The organism is Cupriavidus sp. GW822-FHT06G04 (assembly GCF_058799075.1).
This window is the reverse complement of the sequence record NZ_JBXALD010000003.1, coordinates 562,492-581,176: the sequence shown is the minus strand read 5'-3', so window position 1 is coordinate 581,176 and position 18,685 is coordinate 562,492. Positions and strand designations below refer to the sequence as shown.

17 protein-coding genes are annotated in these 18,685 nt (G+C 66.3%); 6 read left to right on the top strand and 11 right to left on the bottom strand.

The window, feature by feature from the left end:
- Window positions 1-115 precede the first annotated feature (115 nt).
- From AC1RKI_RS09960 to AC1RKI_RS09940, 5 genes are all read right to left on the bottom strand, one after another.
- Entirely contained in the window at window positions 116-1,795 is a 1,680-nt protein-coding gene (locus AC1RKI_RS09960) for a site-specific integrase (protein WP_492797510.1), read from the bottom strand.
- Window positions 1,796-1,900: 105 nt separating this feature from the next.
- Window positions 1,901-3,388, bottom strand: a complete 1,488-nt coding sequence (locus AC1RKI_RS09955) for a TolC family protein (protein ID WP_200899083.1) — start codon at window positions 3,386-3,388, stop codon at window positions 1,901-1,903.
- Window positions 3,389-3,506: 118 nt separating this feature from the next.
- Complete coding sequence (locus AC1RKI_RS09950) at window positions 3,507-5,537, bottom strand: FUSC family protein (RefSeq protein ID WP_492797512.1); 2,031 nt, start codon at window positions 5,535-5,537, stop codon at window positions 3,507-3,509.
- Window positions 5,518-6,567, bottom strand: a complete 1,050-nt coding sequence (mdtN, locus tag AC1RKI_RS09945) for a multidrug transporter subunit MdtN (protein ID WP_492797513.1) — start codon at window positions 6,565-6,567, stop codon at window positions 5,518-5,520. The genes AC1RKI_RS09950 and mdtN overlap by 20 nt, the downstream gene beginning before the upstream one ends.
- The gene (locus tag AC1RKI_RS09940) at window positions 6,564-6,827 is read right to left on the bottom strand and encodes a hypothetical protein (protein ID WP_061959300.1); all 264 of its coding nucleotides are present in this window, start codon (window positions 6,825-6,827) and stop codon (window positions 6,564-6,566) included. Before AC1RKI_RS09940 ends, mdtN begins: the two co-directional genes overlap by 4 nt.
- A 114-nt stretch (window positions 6,828-6,941) precedes the next feature.
- On the opposite strand from AC1RKI_RS09940, the gene AC1RKI_RS09935 reads away from it, so the two are divergent.
- The 3 genes from AC1RKI_RS09935 (at window position 6,942) to AC1RKI_RS09925 (ending at window position 8,842) form a co-directional block, all read left to right on the top strand.
- Window positions 6,942-7,817 carry a flagellar brake domain-containing protein gene (locus tag AC1RKI_RS09935; protein WP_244788995.1) on the top strand — a complete coding sequence of 292 codons (876 nt, stop codon included), beginning with the start codon at window positions 6,942-6,944 and terminating at the stop codon, window positions 7,815-7,817.
- A gap of 18 nt (window positions 7,818-7,835) precedes the next feature.
- Entirely contained in the window at window positions 7,836-8,132 is a 297-nt protein-coding gene (locus tag AC1RKI_RS09930) for a DUF1330 domain-containing protein (RefSeq protein WP_061959302.1), read from the top strand.
- Between the two features lie 185 nt (window positions 8,133-8,317).
- Window positions 8,318-8,842, top strand: coding sequence for a hypothetical protein (locus AC1RKI_RS09925; protein ID WP_492797516.1), 525 nt, complete (start codon window positions 8,318-8,320; stop codon window positions 8,840-8,842).
- A 145-nt stretch (window positions 8,843-8,987) separates the two neighbouring features.
- Here AC1RKI_RS09925 and AC1RKI_RS09920 read toward each other — a convergent pair whose 3' ends face one another.
- Both AC1RKI_RS09920 and AC1RKI_RS09915 read right to left on the bottom strand, forming a co-directional pair.
- On the bottom strand, window positions 8,988-9,518 hold the full coding sequence (locus AC1RKI_RS09920; protein ID WP_061959308.1) for a GNAT family N-acetyltransferase: 531 nt from the start codon (window positions 9,516-9,518) through the stop codon (window positions 8,988-8,990).
- Between the two features lie 99 nt (window positions 9,519-9,617).
- A complete protein-coding gene (locus AC1RKI_RS09915; RefSeq protein WP_227461174.1) occupies window positions 9,618-10,529 on the bottom strand; it encodes a LysR family transcriptional regulator in 912 nt (303 codons plus the stop codon).
- Window positions 10,530-10,631: 102 nt separating this feature from the next.
- Between AC1RKI_RS09915 and AC1RKI_RS09910 the strand changes: the two genes are divergently transcribed.
- The 3 genes from AC1RKI_RS09910 to AC1RKI_RS09900 are packed head-to-tail and all read left to right on the top strand — an operon-like array spanning window position 10,632 to window position 12,490.
- Window positions 10,632-11,111 (top strand): DoxX family protein, encoded by a 480-nt coding sequence (locus AC1RKI_RS09910; RefSeq protein WP_492797518.1) that lies wholly within the window; start codon window positions 10,632-10,634, stop codon window positions 11,109-11,111.
- Between the two features lie 27 nt (window positions 11,112-11,138).
- On the top strand, window positions 11,139-11,567 hold the full coding sequence (locus AC1RKI_RS09905) for a nuclear transport factor 2 family protein (protein ID WP_061959305.1): 429 nt from the start codon (window positions 11,139-11,141) through the stop codon (window positions 11,565-11,567).
- Complete coding sequence (locus tag AC1RKI_RS09900; protein ID WP_492797520.1) at window positions 11,567-12,490, top strand: NADP-dependent oxidoreductase; 924 nt, start codon at window positions 11,567-11,569, stop codon at window positions 12,488-12,490. Before AC1RKI_RS09905 ends, AC1RKI_RS09900 begins: the two co-directional genes overlap by 1 nt.
- A 22-nt stretch (window positions 12,491-12,512) precedes the next feature.
- Here AC1RKI_RS09900 and dbpA read toward each other — a convergent pair whose 3' ends face one another.
- The 4 genes from dbpA to AC1RKI_RS09880 form a co-directional block, all read right to left on the bottom strand.
- The gene (gene dbpA, locus AC1RKI_RS09895) at window positions 12,513-13,910 is read right to left on the bottom strand and encodes an ATP-dependent RNA helicase DbpA (protein WP_492797522.1); all 1,398 of its coding nucleotides are present in this window, start codon (window positions 13,908-13,910) and stop codon (window positions 12,513-12,515) included.
- 169 nt (window positions 13,911-14,079) lie between these two features.
- Complete coding sequence (locus tag AC1RKI_RS09890) at window positions 14,080-16,104, bottom strand: TonB-dependent receptor (RefSeq protein ID WP_492797524.1); 2,025 nt, start codon at window positions 16,102-16,104, stop codon at window positions 14,080-14,082.
- Between the two features lie 333 nt (window positions 16,105-16,437).
- Window positions 16,438-17,439 (bottom strand): Bug family tripartite tricarboxylate transporter substrate binding protein, encoded by a 1,002-nt coding sequence (locus AC1RKI_RS09885; RefSeq protein WP_061958874.1) that lies wholly within the window; start codon window positions 17,437-17,439, stop codon window positions 16,438-16,440.
- 13 nt (window positions 17,440-17,452) lie between these two features.
- Window positions 17,453-18,547, bottom strand: coding sequence for a porin (locus AC1RKI_RS09880; protein ID WP_150980974.1), 1,095 nt, complete (start codon window positions 18,545-18,547; stop codon window positions 17,453-17,455).
- Window positions 18,548-18,685 lie beyond the last annotated feature (138 nt).

Below are 18,685 nucleotides of genomic sequence, written 5' to 3'. Positions count from 1 at the left end.
TGAACGGGGGTGAAAGCGTTTCTCCGGAGCCTATGCTATCCGATCCTTCCGAGGCGCCCTGTTTCAGGGCGTGTATTCGGCGCACCGCGCAACAAGCGCGCCACCGCCCGGACGCCTACCCGAACGCGTCCTCCATCTGCCGCGCGCGCTTGATGCTGTCGCCGTGCAGATAGAGCGATGTGGTCGATACGGACGCGTGCCGCAGGTTGTCGCGCACGGTGGTCAGTTCCGCGCCACGCGCCAGCGCGTGCGTGGCATGCGTGTGGCGCAGCCAGTGCGGGCTGGCCTTGCGCAGTTTTTCCGCGGTGGCAGGACGTTCCGCTTCCAGCAGGTCTGCCGCGGTCCCGAAAAAGCGCTTGATCACCATCCATAACCGCGCGCCGGTGATCCCGCCGCTTTCTTCCGGGCCAAGGCTGCCGACGATCGGCAGGTCCGGATTCCAGTGCGCGCGCGTCACCGGCAGACCACGCTCGACCAGATACCGATCCAGCGCATTGCGCGCCATCGGCGGCAGTGCAACCCTGCCTGCCTTGGCCCCCTTGCCGACCAGCGCGAGCCAATGATCGCCATGCACGTCGGTTTCGATATTGCGCAGCGTGGCGCCCACCAGTTCGCTGGCGCGCAGCCCCGTGGCGTAGGTGAAATCGAGAATGAAGCGCAGGCGTTGCGCGGCCGGGGCCTCCCAGCCGTATGACCATTCGAGTCCATCCGCGATGCTGCGCGTAATCATCCATTCGCCTTCGGAAAACGCGTGCGAGATGTCCAGCGCCGCCGCCTTGCTGCCGCCGCGTACCTTCAGGCCGGCAAACGGATTGGCCAGCACGTAGCGCTGCTGCACCAGCCAGCGGAACAGCGCGCCCAGCACCTGCAGCGCGTAGGCCGCCGAGCGCGGCGACAACGCATCGGTAAACGGTTTCCAGTCGGCGGCGCTGCGCGGGCGCGCGGGCCCGACCCAGCGCTCGCGCGGGGCGGGCTGGCGCAGGAAATTCCGATAGGCGGTGGCGTCCTCGGTGGTCAGCGACGACAGCGGCCGGCCGCGCTCGATGATGGCCCACAGCATCAGCCGCTCGGCTTCCTTGCGATAGGCGCGTTGCGTGGCGGGCGATTCATGCAGCCCGAGCCACGCCTGCACCGCGGCATAGTCGTTGTCGGCATTGAGCGAACAGGTCTCGCGCGGCGCGCGGAACTGGCCGAGCGATCCATCGACTTCGTGCGCAAGCCGGCCCATCTGCTCCCACGGGACGATCACGCCGCGCGGCTCCGTGGCGATCAGCGCGCGGGCGCGGGCCGTCAGTTCGGGGTGCGCGGCAAAGAACGCTTCGATGCGGCGCGCGCCGTTGACGCCAAGACCGGGAATGGTTGACCACCATTGCCGGCGGCGCGGTATCCGCACGGTGAGATCGGCCAGCGTATGGATATCCTGCGCGCGCAGCGCCGCTACTGCCGACGGCGCCAGCCACATGCCGATGTCGTCGGCAATCGCCGGCGCAGGCGGCGGCAGGGCGCGCAGCGTCTCGATGGCCTGATCGGCCGATCTGCCCAACTGCGCGCGTTCGGCGGCGGGAAATTCGAACAACGCGGCCAGATCCTCGCGCAAACGGTAGCGCGCGTAGGCGGCCAGACGCCGGCGAATCGCTCCCAGGATCCCGCGCGACGATTGCCCGTGCGAGCGGTCGCCATCGAGGTATTGCGCAACCGCCGCCCGCGTGGACAAGCCCGCATGCCAGGCGCGCAGCGCCGCCAGCGACGCGGCATCGGGAAACTTCAGGGGATCGAGGGACGAGCCATTTTTCATGGCGGGAAGTTTAGCATCGTACGAAACCCATTGCGATAAGAAAAGTTATCGAAATGGCATCGACACGAAGCGAATCCGCCAGGGTCGATTCGCAATGTCATACGTTCAAGGCGCCGAGCCGATCGCGCCGGTAGCCAGCGCCAGCGACGCGGCGGCGGCCAGGGCGCCGCTATAAGCATCGACCGATGCATTGCGGGCCAGCAACAGTTGGTTCTGCGCCAGATTGGCTTCGGTTACGCTTCCCACGCCCTTGCTGTAGGCGGCGAACGCGGCGTCGTAGGTGACCTGCGCCGCATCGGCCAGTGCGCGCGCGGCGTCGTAGGCGGCCAGGCTCGATTCCAGCGCGCTCTGGCTGACCACGACCTGACGCACCGATTCCTGTTTGGCGCGGGCCAGGCGTGCCGACGCGCTGTCGACATCGTTGCGCGCCTGCGCGAGCACCGCGGATCGCATGCCGCCGTCGTAGATCGGCACGGTCACGCCCAAAAATACGCTGTTGCCGTAGCGATAGCCGTTGAGGTTCACGGTGGGCGGTTGCTGGCCGATCGGCGGAATGGCGGTGATCGCCGATCCGCCGGACGCATATGACGCAAATGCCGACATGAACACCTTTGGCATAAACGCCGCCTCGGCCGCCTTCACCTTCGCCTGGCTGGCGCGTTCCAGCGCATAGGCGCCCAGCACGTCCGGCCGCTGCGCAATCGCGGATTCGACGATCTCTTCGATGGAAGTGCGCAAGGCGGGCGACAGCGGGCGCACCGGCATTTCGGCGATGCGCGGCTTCGACAGCGGTGAAATCCCGATGGCTGTGACCAGTGCCAGATAGGCGTCGGTCTCCGCGCCTTGGGCCTGCACCATTGCCAGATTGGTTTGCGCACGGTTCTGCGTGGCCTGCGCCACTTCCACCACAGTGCCGATGCCGCGCTGGTAACGCGCCTTGGCCGCCGCCAGCACCGCATCGGCATTGGTCATCGCGCGCTGCACGGTGCCCGAGCGCGAACGCGCGGCCTGATAGCGATAGAACGCCACGCTGACCTCGTGAATGATGCGCTGGTGCATCGCGGTGAACGCAATGTTGGCGGCCACCGTCGCCTGTTCAGCCGCTTCGACGATGCCCGCGCGCTCGCCGAAATCGAACAGCAGCCACTGCAGCGACAACACCGATACCGCGCCGTGATGCGACGTGTCCACGGCCGCCTGTCCCAGTGCCGTCGGCGTGGAGAGATGCCCGTTCTGATACCCGCCCATGGCGGCCGCCGAGATTTGCGGCAGATAGCTGCTGCGCGCTATGCCGGCAGCCAGCGCAGCGTTGCGCGCGTCGTTCCAGGCGATGCGTGTCAGCGGATTCGACGATTCCGCCAGATCGATCAGCTCTGCCAATGTGTAGGCGTGCGATGGATCGAGCGCAGCCGGCGCAGCGATGGTGGCCAGCGCACGATTGGCGGGCAGCGTGTAGTCCGACGGCCGATCGGATGGGGCGGGCTTGCTGGCCGATCCCGCGACGATTTCGCCGGATGCGGTGGTGGGCGGCTGCCAAGGCCGGTCTGAGCGCGGCGGCGCAAGATCCAGCGCGGAAGTGGCGCAGCCTGCCATCGACAGCGCGGCGGCCAGTGCGGCGAGCGCCGGTGGGATCCGCCACGCATGCGATGTTTCGGTGAGCGTTGCGAGCGTGGCGGGTGCCGACAGGTGGCCGGTATCGAAGAGCTGCGGTTCAGTTGTGCGCATGAGAACTGGAAGAAGCGGTGCGAGCCATCCCGTCGGCCAGACGTCGATCGATCGTCGTCAGCCAGGCGTTGCGCATCTGCGCGTCCGAATCGGCATGCGGCGCCGGATCGGATGCGGCGTTAGTGATGATGGATTCGGATGCGGGTTGGGTCAGGCGTGTGCGGTCGGCGTCGGTCACCGACCGCACGCGCGCGGCCAGCGCCGGATCGCCGGGGAATCGCTCCGCCAGCAGAAAAAGCGGCGCTGCGATGGCGTCGAGCGTGCGCAGGCGTTGCCGCCGGTCGTCGACCCACGCGGCCGACGGACCGACCGATTTCGGTTCATAGCGGGCCAGTTGCAGGTCCTCCCCGAGCTGGCCGCGCAGTGCGAGCGCGCTGGCCGCGTGCAAGCGCCGCGGCTGGGTCTGGCGAGCATTGACCCATTGCAGCAACTGTTCGCTCAGCGCCGCCCACGCGGCGTCGATACGTGCAGCGATGCTGACCGGCCAGATACGCGTGAATACCAGGTACACCACCAGATTGCCGATCACGATGCCGATCACGCGGTCGCGCGCGATGGTCAGGTCGAAGCCCGGGCCCGCCCCCTGGATCACGCAGAGATAAAAGGCAAAGGCAATCTGAAAGCCCGCGTAAGCAATGCGCGGCGACCCCTGGCCGACCCACGCGGACGCCCACGTCCCCACGAAAACCAGCGCCAGCAGGCCGCCCACGGACGACAGCGAAGGCACCACATACACGATCGCAGCGATACCGAGGATCGCGCCGACCAGGCAACCGGCCAGCCGCAGAGCGAGCTTTTCCACCGTTTCCGCCGCAGTGCCCAGCGACACCAGATAGCAGGTGATAAAGCACGTGTGAATGCCCGGCCAGTTCAGTTGCTGATACAGCAGATAGCAGAACATCGCCGCGCCGGTGGTCTTCAGCGCGTAGTGCACGTGCGCGCGATTGGAAAAGATGTCGGCATCGAGAAAGCCACCGCGCTTGGCCGGCGCCGCTTCGGTCGCGGGCGATGCCGATGCGGCATCCGGCTCCGCATAGCGCACGATCGCGCCGCGCAGGGCGTGGACGGCGGATTGCTGCGCGATGGTCAACGCCGCGGGATCGGGCAGCGACAGCGCGATGTCGACGGGATAGCCGCCGGCATCGAGCATCGCGGCCATGTCGTCGAGCGTCTGCGCCATCGGCGCCGCGAACGATGCGGGCGGCCGCGCCTCGAACTGGCCGCGCATGGCGTCAACGGCCAGCAGAATGGCGGTGGTCGAGGCCGCGGCTTGCCTGAGCGCGGCAAGGTCGGCCGCGTTGGCGTTGCCCTCGATCCGGGCCAGCGTGAGCCATCCCGCTACGGGTTGAACGCCATCGCGCAGCCTGGCATCGAGCGCGGCGCCGTGGGCATCGGGATCGCGCAGGCATTGGGCGGCCACGCGCAGGCACTGGGCAAGCCGGTCGCAGGCCAGCCGGCGCGGCGCGGCACCGATCAGCAGGTTCACCACAATGTTGGCGCCGATCGGAATCGCGACCATCAGCCAGGCATACAGCAGCGCGCGTGTGGCCAGTTCACCGCCGGGCACCATGCCCAGCTCGTCGAGTGCAAAGCCGACGATCATCGCGATGATCGCGCCAATCGGGCGCAGCTTGCTGGCCGACGTCAGAAACAGCAGGGCGGCCGAAACCACCGCCATGCAGGCCACGCGCAACATCGGATTATCGACGCTGAAGTCGGCCAGCAGCGTCACGAGGCCGATCACGATGCTGACCAGCACCAGCGCGGCCGCGCTCATCACGATGCTGCTGGTGCGGTCCGCGCGGTTGATGAAGAAGATCACGTAGGCCGAGATCGCGGCCTCCGGCGTGCCGTACATCGCCGTGATGAGGACGGTCAGCGTACTGGCAGCGGCAATGCGTGTGGTGGCGGCGGCGCGCCCCGGAAATGGCGCCAGCAGGCGCGCCAGCCACGGCGCTCGCCAGCCGCCGCGATCGGCCGCATCTGGCAGGGGCGCGTCAGCTGCAGGACGCGCCATGCCGGATCTCCACGGTTGCACTGGCGCCGACCCGGACAAGGTTTTCCGGCGGCGACGCCAGCTTGATGCGCACCGGAAAACGCCGCGCCACGCGCACCCAGTTGACCGATGGCTGCACATACGGAAGCGCGCGCGGCAGATTGATCCGGTCGGTGTCGGTGATGCCGACACCGATTCCTTCCACGGTGCCGCGCAATGCCTGCCGCCGGTCGATCATGGAATAGACCGTGGCGCAATCGCCGGGCGCGATATCGGCCAATTGGGTTTCGCGGAAATTGGCCACCGCAAACCATTCGCCGGTATGCACGAGCACGAACAAGGACTGGTTGGGCAACACAACCTCGCCGGATAACACCGTTAATCCGCTGACGCGGCCGTCGTGCGGTGCGCGCACCACGGTGTCGTCGAGCGCGCGCTGCGCAATCGCCAGCGCAGCCTCGCGCGCGTGCACGGTGGCGATCGCGCCTTCCTCGCTGCCCACCGCCTGCGCCGTGGCCGCACCTTGTACATGCGCCTGCTTTAGCGAAACGGCGGCATCGCGCTTGGCCACCTCGGCCTGATCGAGCTGCTGGCGGGGCACGTAGCCGTCGGCGGCAAGCGGACGCAGGCGTTCGACGGTGCGCGCGGTCAGCGCGTAGTTCTGCTCGGCGCGCGTGGTCTGTTCGGATGCCACCGACGCGGTGGCGCGTTCGCTGTTGATGGCGCGACGCCGTGTGCCAAGCGTGGCCTGCGCCAGTTCCAGATCGGCCTGTGCCTGCGCGACGGCCAACCGGTAGGGCACCGGATCGATTTCGAACAGCACGTCGCCCTTCGACACCGATTGATTTTCGGTGACATGAATGCGCGCGATGCGTCCCCCTACGGGAGACGCTACGTGCACCATGTCCGCATCGAGCGAAGCATCGTCCGACGCCGGGTAGCGCACCGTGCGATGCCATGCAAACCACGACAGCACTATCGCCAGCGCGACGATAATCAGTGCGATCAGATAACCGCGTTTTGGCGCGCGGCCAGTGCCTGCCATTTTCATAGGATGTGTCCCGTACCGATCAACCACACGATTTCAGCGATCATCAGGCCAATCGCGGTATTCACCAGCAGTTGCAGGCGGACGATTTGCGCCCAGCCCGTCGCGACGAAGATTCGCCACGAGATGACGGCGCCAACAATGCCGACCAGCGCGCTGAGCAGCCAGAGCGGAAAATACGCGCCAAACAGTCCGAACGCCGGGGCGCCGGCGCAGCCACCAAGCAGTGGGACCCACGCAACGAGGGCAAGCAGGCGTGCCATGAATAGAAGACAAAAAGGGGGTGACGCAATATAACAGCGGGTATTCCGCCTTGTCCAAGCCACAAAGTGAATTTAGAGTAACGGCTTGATCGCCAGGGATAAAAGGTGCAATCGATGCGCAAGGAAATTCAGGTCGCAGACATCGAGCTCGGCAGCCCGCTGAAGTCGGCGCTGGTTGACGAACTGGGTTTTCCGGTGGCTGACGTTGGCACCGTGTTCCGGTCCGCCGAAGAGCGCGCGCTCGTACTGCGGGGCGGACGCTGTTTCTGGGCCGACGACATGGCGCCGCTGCGTGCCGACGAGCCAAGCTCGGCGTGGCACGATCGATATGGCCTGCTGGTTGGCACGCTATTGCATGTCAAGCGTCCCGGCGACGCCAGCCGCGCCGCGGTCAGCCGGCTGATCGGTTTCAACCAGAGCGCCGCCTTTATCGGCTGGCCCGCGCTGGCCGGCGCGCCAGTCGATGTCGACGATGGCGAGACCGTGCTGTTCCGCGGCTTTTCTGGCACCAGCATCCACAGCTTTTCCGCGCGTGTCGAGGCCACCTCGCGCACGCCGTTTCCATACTGGATGCTCGGCGACATCCAACATCTGGAGGCGCGCGAAATGCGCGGCAGCATCCGTGTGCCGGTGCGGCTGATTGGCACACTGTGTTCGACCGAGCAAGGCGCGCCGTCGCAGACCGTGTTGGTCACAGATCTGAGCATGGGCGGCGCTTCGGTTTCGCTTGCGTCGAGCGACCTTGCCGCGCCGGGTCAAACGGTGCGGCTGGAAATCACGCTGCGCGCCGCGGGGCTCAAGACGAAGTTCTCCGTGGAAGGCCTGACCCGCGAGGACCCCGACGCCGACGCGAGTGAATCGTTTCACCATGTCGGCGTGGCATTCGACGCCTACGGGGAGCGCGAATCGCTGCTGCTGCATTCGTTCATCCACGAGCAACTGCTGGAAAGCGCAACCATGCGCCCGGGCGTCAAGCCGCTGCCGATCTAGCGCGAACAAGGAGCACAGATGAAAAAGGGATACTGGGTGGCGTCCGTCGATGTGGCCAACGCTGCCGGCTATCAGGGATATATCACGGCGAACAAGGCTGTGTTCGACAAATACGGCGCCCGGTTTCTGGTGCGCAATGGCGAAAAGACCGTGGTAGAAGGCACGCCGCGCTCGCGCATCGTGGTCATCGAATTCGAAAGCTACGCCCGCGCGCTCGAATGCTATCGCTCGCCGGAATATCAGGCGCTGGTGGCGCTGCGTGCGCCGCACGCGCAGGCCGATATCGTCGTGATCGAAGGTTACGAGGATGTGTAGATAATTCGCGCCGACGACACGCCTTCCCGTCATTGCTACATCGGCAGCCTCGTGTGGCATGGGCGGCCGGACGACGGGGCGTTGCTGGATCGCAGGTCGGCGCGACACGGCTTGGAGTCGACGCGCTTGGCATGATCGATGCAGGGATTCGATGATCCACATGAATCGTCGAAAGGAGTTAGCTCATGGCCGAGCGCAAATCTACCCTGACCGATCACCACTATGGCGGCCACAGCGGCGTGCGCGACGATCAGCGTGAGGCGCCCGCGGTGCAGTCCGACGAGGCGCTGCGTGCGATCAAGCCCGCCAGCCACGACAACATTCCCAATACACCCTACGTGCCGTCGGGCGGCAACGAGCCGGCCGGCGTCGAGCGCTACGGCATGTATGGCGTGGCACCCGGATCGGCGCCGCCCAAACCCGCCACCACGTCCGATACTCGGCCGCTGCCCGGGGCCGCGTCGTTGGGCCAGTACGACAACACCGATATGGACCCCGTTGCGCCGCTGAGCGCCGTGCAGCAGCGCGAAGTGCTGGACGAGAAGCTTGCCGTCATCGTCGATCCGGGCGTGGTCCGGGCGGAATTTGCGGACGACACGTGCACCCTGCACGGGACGGTCCGCGACGAGCTAACGCGCGAGCACGTGGCGCAGATTGCCAGCGAATGCCTGCCGGGACTGAAGATTGCCAACAGGCTGACCGTGGCGTGAGCGTGGCGCGCTGTGTGTCGATGAAGTAAGCAGCTAATGCATCGGTGCCGATGCTGGCAAGCGTTACAAGCGTGCGTAACCGCTGCCAAGCTGGGATGCGCTGACATGCGGGCCCTCAGTGGCCCGCTTTTCTTTTGCGCGCGCCTCAATCGAGTTGCTTGCAGTAGAACGTGGTCCCGCAAAACGCGCCGTCCGGCATGAGCGCGTAGTTCGGCACCACGCCCACGCGCTGCCAGCCGGCGCGCGCGTAAAGCCGTTCAGCGTCGCCGCCCGTCACCGTATCGAGCACCAGCACATGTTTGCCCTCGTCGCGCGCCGCTTGTTCCACCGCCTGCATCAGGCGCAGCGCAACGCCAAGGCGGCGGGCCTTGCGATGGACCAGCATCTTGGCAACATCGGCGCGATGCGGCTGGTTTTCAGGCTGCGCGGTGATGAGCTGGACCGTGCCGACCACCTGTCCGTCGCCGTCCTCGGCAATCAGCAGCACACGCTCGCCCCGCGCCACACCATCGGCAACGCCGCGCCAGAATCCACGCGCCTTGTCGCGCGAGATCGGCAGCATAAAACTCACCGACGCGCCGCCCTCGACGCAATCGATCAGCACATCGGCCAGCGCATCGACGTAGCCGGCGGCGTCGTCAGCGCCGACGCGGCGCACGGTTACTTCGGGGGTCATCGGCATCTTCGGAATCGGAAGGGGTAGTGGTTGCGATGCGTCGCGTGAAAGCCGCGGCGATCGGGCCATCGACAGCGCGCCAAGCATTCTATATCCGTCTCAAGATGGCCGGTTGTCGATGCCCGCGCCTTTCAACCGCTTCAGAAACCAGCGGCCCGCGGGGCCGGGCGGCGTGTCCTTCCGATACACCGCAAACATGGCAATTGGCGGCGTATGTGGCTGGAAGGCCTCGATTTGCAGCCGCACGAGCGCGCCCGCGTCGAGGTCTGCCTGGACCATCGCCATCGGCATATGTCCCCACCCGAATCCGGCGCGCAGGAACGCATGCTTGGCGCCAAGGTCGGCGAGACGCCAGATCTGTGGCGAAAACACGCCGAAGGTTGCGCCTTCGGTCAGTGTCGTGCGGTCGGTGAGCACCAGTTGGACGTGGTCCACCAGATCGCGCGCGCGAATGATGCCCGTGTGCGATGCCAGCGCGTGCGACGGCGCGGCCACGGTGACCATTGGCACATCGAGCAGTTTTTCTGCATCGAGGAGATCTGGCACTGACGGCATTGATCCGCTGATGCCGAGCCGGCACGCCTGCGCCAGCACCGGTTGCATCACGGCGCCAAGCGCCTCCACGTAGAGCCGCAGCGGCGTGTGCGGAAATTCGCTGCGGAATGCGCCGACGGCGTCGGTCAGCGAAGCCATCGGGTACATGACGTCCACCACCACCGACAGCTCCGGCTCGAGCCCATCGGCAATCGCCCGCGCCCGCGACTTGAAGCCGTCCATGCCGCCTACCACCAGCCGCGCCTGCGCCAGCAGCGCAGCCCCTTGCTCGGTCAACCGGGGATAGCGGCCGCTGCGATCGAATAGCTGCACCTCGATCTGGCCCTCCAGATTGGCCAGCGTATGACTGACCACGGACTGCGCACGACGCAGCTTGCGGCCGGCCGCGGAAAAACTGCCCTCATCGGCCGCAGCGATGAAGGTGCGGAGCTGGTCCAGCGAGACGGCATCGAGCATATATCTATCCGATAGATGGATAGCATCGAGAAATATAGTCTTCCCGGATACATGTCAAGCCCCTACGATTTGCCCATCCACTCTTTGAAAAGGATGAACGACATGAAACCGAACCTGAACGCCAACCCGCATGCAAACCTGAACGCCAACCTGAACGCCGGCATTAGCGCCCGTCTGGACGGCCGCACCGTCGTGCCGGCAGTCGGCCGCATCCTGATGGCCGCAATTTTCCTCGTCAGCGGCGTCGGCAAGCTGGCGGCCCCGGCCGCCACCATGGGCTACATCGCGTCGGTGGGCTTGCCGGCGCCGGCGCTGGGGCTGATCGGCGCACTGATACTGGAGCTGGCGGGCGCCGCGTTGCTGGCGGCGGGCTACCAGACGCGCCTGGTGGCGCTGCTGCTGGCGGGCTACGCGGTGGTGACCGCGCTGATCTTCCACCACGCGCTGGGCGATCAGAACCAGATGTTCCATTTCCTGAAAAACCTGGCGATGGCGGGCGGCCTGCTGCAGGTGGTGGCGTTTGGCGCCGGCGCGTTCAGCCTCGATAACCGTCGCACGCCGGCCCGCCCGTTGGCTGCATAACCGTTGCCCGGTACAGGAGAACAGATCATGAGCATCGCCACCGAACTCTTGCAGCAACACCTGCAATGGCTGGTCGACGCGCCCACGCAATGGGAGACGCTGATCGCCGACGACATCGTGTGGGACCTGCCTTACGCGCCGAGCCTGGGCCATCCGTTACAGCTCGACGGCCGCGACGCAGTATTGCGGCACGCGAACTGGTTTGCCGGCGCAGTCAAGGACTTCCGCTTTTTCGACCCGGTGATCATCGCCACCGACGACCCCCTGTGCGCCGTTGCGCGTGTGCGGGCCGAGGGCCTGATTTCCGCCACCGGCCGCGCCTACCGGCAAGAGTACGTCGTCTTCCTTACCGCCCGTGACGGCAGGATCGCGCACCTGCGCGAGTATTTCGATCCCGTGCAGGCCGCGCTTGCACTCGATGCGCCCGTGGTGGGCGTGTCATCCCGGAGCATCTGATGAAAGCCATCCGTGTTGCTGCTTATGGCAGCCCAGACGCCATGTCGCTGACAGAACTGGACGATCCGGTTCCCGGCGATAACGAAGTGCTGATCGATGTCGCGGCAGCGTCGGTGAACCCGATCGACTGGAAAATCGTCAGCGGTGCGATGAAGGCGTTCATACCGCTGCCGCTGCCGTTCACGCCAGGCGTGGATGCCGCGGGCACCGTCATCGCGGTGGGGCGCAACGTGACCACGCTGGCGCCGGGCGACGAGGTGATGGGCTTTATCGGCATCGTTGGCGCCTATGCCACGCAGGCCGTGGTCGACGCGGCGCGGCTGGCGCGCATACCGGCGTCGATGCGTTTCCAGCAGGCGGCGGCGATCCCCGCGGCGTCGCTGACGGCCTGGCAGGCGCTACACGAGCACGGCGCTCTGCAGGCTGGCCAATCGGTCCTGATCCACGCGGCGGCAGGCGGGGTCGGCAGCGTGGCCGTGCAACTGGCCAGGCTGGCCGGCGCGCGGGTGACAGGCACCGCATCGGCCGGTAATCGGGACTACGTGCTGGGCCTTGGTGCCACAGAAGTGATCGACTATGCGGCGGAAGATTTCGCGGCGCGCACGGCGGCCTTCGATCTGGCGCTCGATCTCGTCGGCGGCACTACGCAGGACCGTTCATGGTCGGTGCTGAAGCCGGATGGAATCCTGGTGTCCACGGTCAGCAAGCCGGATCCGGCGCGCGGCCGCGATGTGGGCGCCCGCGGCGTCAACTTCGCCACCCGCGCCGACGGACCGCTGCTCGCATCGCTGGCCGCGCTGTATGGTTCGGGCGACCTGCGCACCCATATCCACGCCACCTATCCGCTGGCGCGGGCCGCACAGGCGCTGACCACCAACATGGCCGGACATGTGCGGGGAAAGCTGGTCATCGACATGAAATAGCCGGCAGGAAGCGCGTGTGCCGTCAGGTGGTGGTCAGCATCCTGACCTTCACCTTGCGGCCCTTCACTTTGCCCTCGTTGAGCCGCTTGACGGCCTCGCGGCCGATGGCGCGGTCCACGGCGATATAGGTCGACATCTCCATCACGCTGATCTTGCCAACCTGTTCCTTCGTGAAACCGGCCTCGCCGGTCAGCGCGCCGAGGATGTCGCCGGGCCGGATCTTTTCCTTGCGTCCGCCCAGCATCTGCAGCGTCACCATTGGCGGCAGCAAGCGCCCGCCGCCAGCCGGCGTCAATTCGGTCAGCGGATGCCATTCGAATTCGCCGCCCTGATGCTGTTCGATATTGCCCACGCGGCCCATTTCGTCGAGGCTGACCAAGCTGAAGGCCCAGCCGGCCTCGCCGGCGCGACCGGTACGGCCGATGCGGTGGACATGCACCTCGGGATCGGGCGTCACGTCGGCGTTGATCACCGCCTCCAGTTGCGCGATGTCGAGTCCGCGCGCGGCCACGTCGGTAGCCACCAGCACCGAGCAGCTGCGATTGGCAAACTGCACCAGCACCTGATCGCGATCGCGCTGATCGAGGTCGCCGTGCAACGCCAGCGCGGCGTACCCCTGCGCGTGCAGCAGGTCGGCCAGATCGCGGCAGCGCGCCTTGGTATTGCAGAAGGCCAGCGTGGTGGCCGGGCGGAAATGATCGAGCAGCAGGCCGACGGCCGTGAGGCGCTCGCTTTCCTGCACTTCATAGAAGCGTTGCGTGATGGTGCCGGCGTCGTGCGCCTGCTCCACCTTCACGGTCTTCGGCTGGCGCAGGAAGCGCTGCGCCAGCTTGTCGATCGCGGCCGGATAGGTGGCCGAAAACAGCAGCGTCTGGCGCTCCTTCGGCGCGTGGCTGGCGATGAACGAGATGTCGTCATGGAAACCCATGTCGAGCATGCGGTCGGCCTCGTCGAGCACCAGCGTGGTGATGTGGTTGATGTCGAGGCTGCCGCGGTCCAGGTGATCAATGATGCGGCCCGGCGTGCCGACCACGACGTGCGCGCCATGCACCAGGCTTTCCACCTGCGGACGAATCGGCGAGCCGCCGCTCAGCGTCAGCACCTTTACGTTGTCTTCGGCGCGGGCCAGACGGCGGATTTCCTGTGTGACCTGATCGGCAAGTTCGCGTGTGGGGCACAGCACCAGCGCCTGGACGTCGAACATGCGCGGATCCAGCCGGTGCAGCAGCGACAGCGCAAACGCGGCGGTCTTGCCGCTGCCGGTGCGGGCCTGGGCGATCAGATCGTGGCCGGCCAGCGCCAGCGGCAGGCTGGCGGCCTGGATCGGCGTCATGGCGTCGTAGCCAAGCTGGACGAGGGTGGCCTGCATCGCCGCGGACAGCGGCAGCGTGGCAAATGAGGTGGGGGCGGATGAGGTCATGCCGGATTATAGATGCGCGGCCGCCGCGCGCCCGCTTTCTGCCCGCCAAAGGCCGCGCGGCGCCCACACACTGGCATGGCGCCGCGAATCGGCACGGCGCATGGCGCCGCACCGCGCGATGGATCGGGACACGCGCGGTACGTGTACCGTCGGCGCATGCGCGCGTCGCTTACATGCGATAGCGCAGGGTGGCCATCACGCTGCGCGGAGCGCCCGGCAGGTTCAGATTGGGGCTGGAGCCGTGGCCCGAAACGATGTACCCCTGGTTGAACACGTTGTAGAGGTTCAACTGCGCCTCGAACGATCCGCGCCGATACCAGGCGACCATGTCCGCCGTGACGTAGCCCGGCAACGTCACGGTGTTGGCCGGATCGGCCTGTCGCGCGCCCACCAGGTTCAGCCCGCCGCCCAGCCCGAAGCCATGGCCGAGCTCTTTGGTGAGCCACAGGTTGCCCGAATGGCGCGGCGTCAGCGTGGCCTGCTTGCCCTGCAGCGCCGGCGTCGACTGCGTCACCACCGCATCGAGATAGGCGTAGCCGGCCAGCATGCGCCAGCCGCCGCCAAGCTCTGCCGCGCCGCTCAGTTCGAGGCCGTCGGTGCGCTGCTCGCCGATCGGAATCAGCGCCGTACCGGTGGCGTTGGCGACCTTGATGTTGGTCCGTTCGATCCGGAACAGCGATACCGTCGTGGTGGCCTTGCCGTCGAGAAAATCGTACTTCGCGCCGACTTCGGTGTTACGCGTGGTCTCCGGCGCCAGCTGCGCGTTGTTGGCCGCCAGCGAGAACGCCTCGCCCGATGGCTGGAACGAGCGGCTCCACGACAGGTAGTAGGACTGCTGCTTCGACGGCTGCCACACCAGGCCCGCGCGCGGGCTCCAGGCATTGTCAGTGCGCGCCAGGTTGGGCTGGCCCGGCAGGCGCTGGATGGTTTCCTGTTCGAAGCGGTCGTACCGCACGCCGAGCAGGGCTTTCCACTGTTCGGAAAACTGGATCATGTCCTGGGTGTAGAGGCCCAGCGTCTTGAACACGCCCAGATTGCTGGTGGCCGGCGTGCCGCCGACCAGACGCGGCAGGACCGGCAGCACCGGATTGAACAGATCGACCGACGCCACGTTGGCGCGCGAATAGTTGACCAGATCCTTGTTCTGCTGACCCACTTCCACGCCGTACAGCAGTTCGTGCTTCATGCCGAAGAACTCGGCCTTTTGCGTCAGGTCGGTCTGGTTGAACCAGCCGTGCTCCTCGCGGTAGACGTTGCTGTGCGTCAGCGACGCGCGCAGCGTGCTTTCGTTGACCGATCCCACCAGCGTGTTGTTGCGGTCAAGCGAGTAGTGGTAGTAGCGCGTCGCATTGCGGATCGACCACTGATCGTTGAAACGATGGTTCACGGTGGCGGTGCCCGAGTAAACGCGGGTCTGGGTGTAGTCGGCGTCGCGCGCGTTTGCCGCGCCGTAGTAGGTAGAGGGATCGACCGCCACGGGCCGGCCGCGATAGGCCGGGATGCCGAAGTCCGTGACGCGGCGGTCTTCCAGCCAGTCGGCCTGTAGCAGGACGGTGGTCTGCGGCGCCAGGCGCAGTTCCAGCGACGGCGCCACGGCCGTCCGGTTCAGGAACTGCTGCGAGCGATAGCTGTTGGCCTCCTCATGGGCGGCGGTGATGCGGAACGCCGCGGCGCCGTCGCCGAAGGTCCGGCCCACGTCACCCTCTACGCGCCGGTCGGCCCACATGCCATAGCTCAGCGCGAAGTCGGTCACGTCGATGCCCGGCTTTTTCGTGACGCGATTGATCAGGCCGCCCGACGAGCCGCGCCCGTACAGCACGGCAGCAGGGCCCTTGATGACCTCGATGCGGTCGACGTTGGAGAGATCGCGAAAATACAAGGCGTCATCGCGGATACCGTCGACGAACTGGTCGGCAATGGCGCTGAAGCCGCGGATCGAGACCTGGTCGCGCTGGCCGTCGCCGGAGGAAAAGCTGACGCCCGGCACGTTCTTCAGCGCGTCCTGCACCGAGGTGGCGTGCTGGTCCTGCATGACCTGCGCGGTCACGACGTTGACGGTCTGCGGAACGTCGCGCAGCGGCGCCTCGGTCTTGGTGGCGCTGACCGTGGTGGAGGGTTTGTATCCGCTGCCGAGATCCCGGTTGCCGTCCGCCGTCACCGTGACCGGCGGCAGGGCGGAGGAATCGGTGCCCATTGTCTGGGCGTGTGCCACCTGCAAAAGAAGCGCCGGACCCACTGCAACACTGGCGCGCACATATTTTTTGTGTAGATAACGGCTCATATCCCTGTTGTAATTCGTTGTAATTTTTAGAAATGAGAGCGATTATCATTTGCGATGTGATTCGGCGTCAATAGTGACGGCGACTTTTGGTGGTGTGCGGTGGCCGGGCGGCCCTGCCCTATGGTGCGAGGCGGGCACTGAGCTGATCGTGCGTGCGCTGCCGAATAAAAAAGGCCCGGCATTGCGCCGGGCCGTCAGTGCTACCCCCGTTTGCAACCGGTCCGGGACCGTCCATTGCGCCGAGGCTCAGTCGGCCTGGATGCCGAACTCCTTTACCAGCCTGGCATAGCGCGCGTAGTCGGCGGCGATCAGCTTTTGCAGTACGGCCGGCTCGCCGCCCACGGGCGTGACCGCGATGGTGGCCATGCGCGCCACCACGTCCGGCTGCTTGAGGATCTCGTTCACATGGCCGTTGAGCATGCGCACGATTTCCGGCGGCAGATTCTTCGGCCCCAGCAGGGCCTGCCACGCGCCGATTTCCACATCCTTGTAGCCCAGCTCGGCCAGCGTCGGCACGTTGGGCGCGAACGGCGAGCGCCGCGCGTCGGCCACGGCCAGCGGCACCAGCGTGCCGTTGCCGACGTATTGCGCCACCGCGCCGTAGGTGACATAGGTCATCGGCACCTGACCGCCCAGCACGTCGACGATGGCCGGTGCGGTGCCGCGGTACGGCACCTGCGCGATCTTCACGTTGGCCGACTTGTTGAACAGTTCGCCCATGATGTGCATCGGCGATCCATTGCCGGGCGTTGCGTACGTTTCCAGCTTGCCCGCCTTGGCGCGTGCCACGAGGTCGCTCATCCGGGAGATGCCGCTGTTCTTGTTGACGACCACGAATAGCGACTGGGTGCCAAGCTGGGCGATCGGCGTGAGATCGTTGAGCACATCGTAGCTGGCGCCAGTGCCGGCCTTGAGCACCAGCGGCGCGATCGATACCGTGTTGGGCGCCAGCAGCAGCGTATAGCCGTCGGCGGCAGCGCGGGCCACGTAGGCGCTGCCGATGGTGCCGGCCGCGCCGGTGCGGTTTTCCACCACGACGGACTGCTTCAGGCGCGCCGCCAGCTTTTCGGCCATCAGCCGCGCCAGCACGTCGGTGTCGCCGCCGGCCGGATAGGCCACCACGATCGTGATCGGCTTGCTTGGATAGTTGCCCTGGGCCATCGTCGGGGCCGTGCTCAAGAGCGCGGCGACGCCAACTGCGGCGCCGATCGCACCCAGGACGATGCGACGGAAAACGTTCGGTTGCATAACGGTCTCACCCTTAGAAAACGTGCTTGATGCCGACCATGGCGCCGATCTGCTGGCCGCCAGGTTTGGGGTTTGCCCCGGCCTGTGCACCGCTGACCGACATCGCCAGCGTGCCGTCATTGTTGATGTAGCCGGCGGTGGCATACACGGCCGTGCGCTTGCTGAAGTTGTACATGCCGCGGATCGCGTACAGCATCGCCTTGTTGTCGCTGTTCTGGTAGTTCAGGTAATAAACCTGGCCGGCCAGCGTGAAGGCGGGCGTGATGTCATACGCCGCACCGATGTAGTAGAGCTCGGACAGCGGCGTGGTGCTGCCCTGGTTTTCGCGGCGGATCACGCCGGCGCCGATCTTGGTGCGATTCAGCAGCACATAGCCGGCCAGCGATGCGCGGTCGTCGCGCAGGCTGCTGCTGGTCAGGCCGCCAAACGCGCCTGGGCCGCCGCGCTGCGAGTCATACGCGGCCGTGATGCCCCACCATTTCTGGTCCCAGCCGATCATCGCAGACCATTCGCGGCACTGGCTCTTGTTGGCGGGGTTTTCGCCTGCGCAGTTGGTGCCGGATGGGCTGGGCCCGGCGTTCGTGCCGTCGCGGCCAAAACTGTAGGTGGCGCCCAGCGTCAGGCCGCCGAACGTGCCCTTGTAGGCGATGGCGTTGTCGGCGCGCGTGTTCGGCAGGTAGCTGTCCAGCGATCCCGAGCCGAAGGCGTTCGGCCCCAGGATGTCCGGGTCGAGCGTGGCCCAGAACAGCATCGTGTATTGGCGGCCAAACGAGATCTGGCCCCACTGGTTCGACTGCAGCCCGACCAGCGCCTGGCGGCCAAACAGCCGGCCGCCCTGGTTGGCATTGCCGGAATCGGGTGCGAACCCGCCTTCGAGCACGAACACGCTCTTCAGGCCGTTGCCCAGGTCTTCCGTTCCACGCAGACCCCAGCGCGAAGGCACGGTGCCGGTCAGCGTGTTCATGCGGACCACACTGTTGCCCGCCGCGCCGACGTTGTTCACGAATTCCACGCCCGTATCCACCACGCCATACATCGTGACGGACTGGGCGGTGGCCAGCAGGGGCGCGGCTGCAAGCAGGCCTGCCGCGTACTTTGCGATCTTCATCTACCGTTTCCTTCTCTAGTCTTGGGGGCTTGTCGTGGACGTTTCCGTCGGCAACGGAGGCTGCCGTTTCGTTCTGCGTTTCATTAGTAAAACAATGAACTACATAGGAAACGTTGAGCGGAATATAGGCACGGCGTG

What these genes read in the sequence shown, in the direction of transcription:
- AC1RKI_RS09920 (WP_061959308.1), bottom strand. Translation starts at nt 9,518, where the DNA reads ATGACCCCCGAAGTAACCGTGCGCCGCGTCGGCGCTGACGACGCCGCC.
- AC1RKI_RS09915 (WP_227461174.1), bottom strand. Translation starts at nt 10,529, where the DNA reads ATGCTCGATGCCGTCTCGCTGGACCAGCTCCGCACCTTCATCGCTGCG.
- AC1RKI_RS09885 (WP_061958874.1), bottom strand. Translation starts at nt 17,439, where the DNA reads ATGCAACCGAACGTTTTCCGTCGCATCGTCCTGGGTGCGATCGGCGCC.
- AC1RKI_RS09935 (WP_244788995.1), top strand. Translation starts at nt 6,942, where the DNA reads ATGCGCAAGGAAATTCAGGTCGCAGACATCGAGCTCGGCAGCCCGCTG.
- AC1RKI_RS09905 (WP_061959305.1), top strand. Translation starts at nt 11,139, where the DNA reads ATGAGCATCGCCACCGAACTCTTGCAGCAACACCTGCAATGGCTGGTC.
- AC1RKI_RS09925 (WP_492797516.1), top strand. Translation starts at nt 8,318, where the DNA reads ATGGCCGAGCGCAAATCTACCCTGACCGATCACCACTATGGCGGCCAC.
- AC1RKI_RS09890 (WP_492797524.1), bottom strand. Translation starts at nt 16,104, where the DNA reads ATGGGCACCGATTCCTCCGCCCTGCCGCCGGTCACGGTGACGGCGGAC.
- AC1RKI_RS09910 (WP_492797518.1), top strand. Translation starts at nt 10,632, where the DNA reads ATGAAACCGAACCTGAACGCCAACCCGCATGCAAACCTGAACGCCAAC.
- AC1RKI_RS09930 (WP_061959302.1), top strand. Translation starts at nt 7,836, where the DNA reads ATGAAAAAGGGATACTGGGTGGCGTCCGTCGATGTGGCCAACGCTGCC.
- AC1RKI_RS09900 (WP_492797520.1), top strand. Translation starts at nt 11,567, where the DNA reads ATGAAAGCCATCCGTGTTGCTGCTTATGGCAGCCCAGACGCCATGTCG.
- mdtN (WP_492797513.1), bottom strand. Translation starts at nt 6,567, where the DNA reads ATGAAAATGGCAGGCACTGGCCGCGCGCCAAAACGCGGTTATCTGATC.
- AC1RKI_RS09955 (WP_200899083.1), bottom strand. Translation starts at nt 3,388, where the DNA reads ATGGCAGGCTGCGCCACTTCCGCGCTGGATCTTGCGCCGCCGCGCTCA.
- AC1RKI_RS09960 (WP_492797510.1), bottom strand. Translation starts at nt 1,795, where the DNA reads ATGAAAAATGGCTCGTCCCTCGATCCCCTGAAGTTTCCCGATGCCGCG.
- AC1RKI_RS09950 (WP_492797512.1), bottom strand. Translation starts at nt 5,537, where the DNA reads ATGGCGCGTCCTGCAGCTGACGCGCCCCTGCCAGATGCGGCCGATCGC.
- AC1RKI_RS09880 (WP_150980974.1), bottom strand. Translation starts at nt 18,547, where the DNA reads ATGAAGATCGCAAAGTACGCGGCAGGCCTGCTTGCAGCCGCGCCCCTG.
- dbpA (WP_492797522.1), bottom strand. Translation starts at nt 13,910, where the DNA reads ATGACCTCATCCGCCCCCACCTCATTTGCCACGCTGCCGCTGTCCGCG.
- AC1RKI_RS09940 (WP_061959300.1), bottom strand. Translation starts at nt 6,827, where the DNA reads ATGGCACGCCTGCTTGCCCTCGTTGCGTGGGTCCCACTGCTTGGTGGC.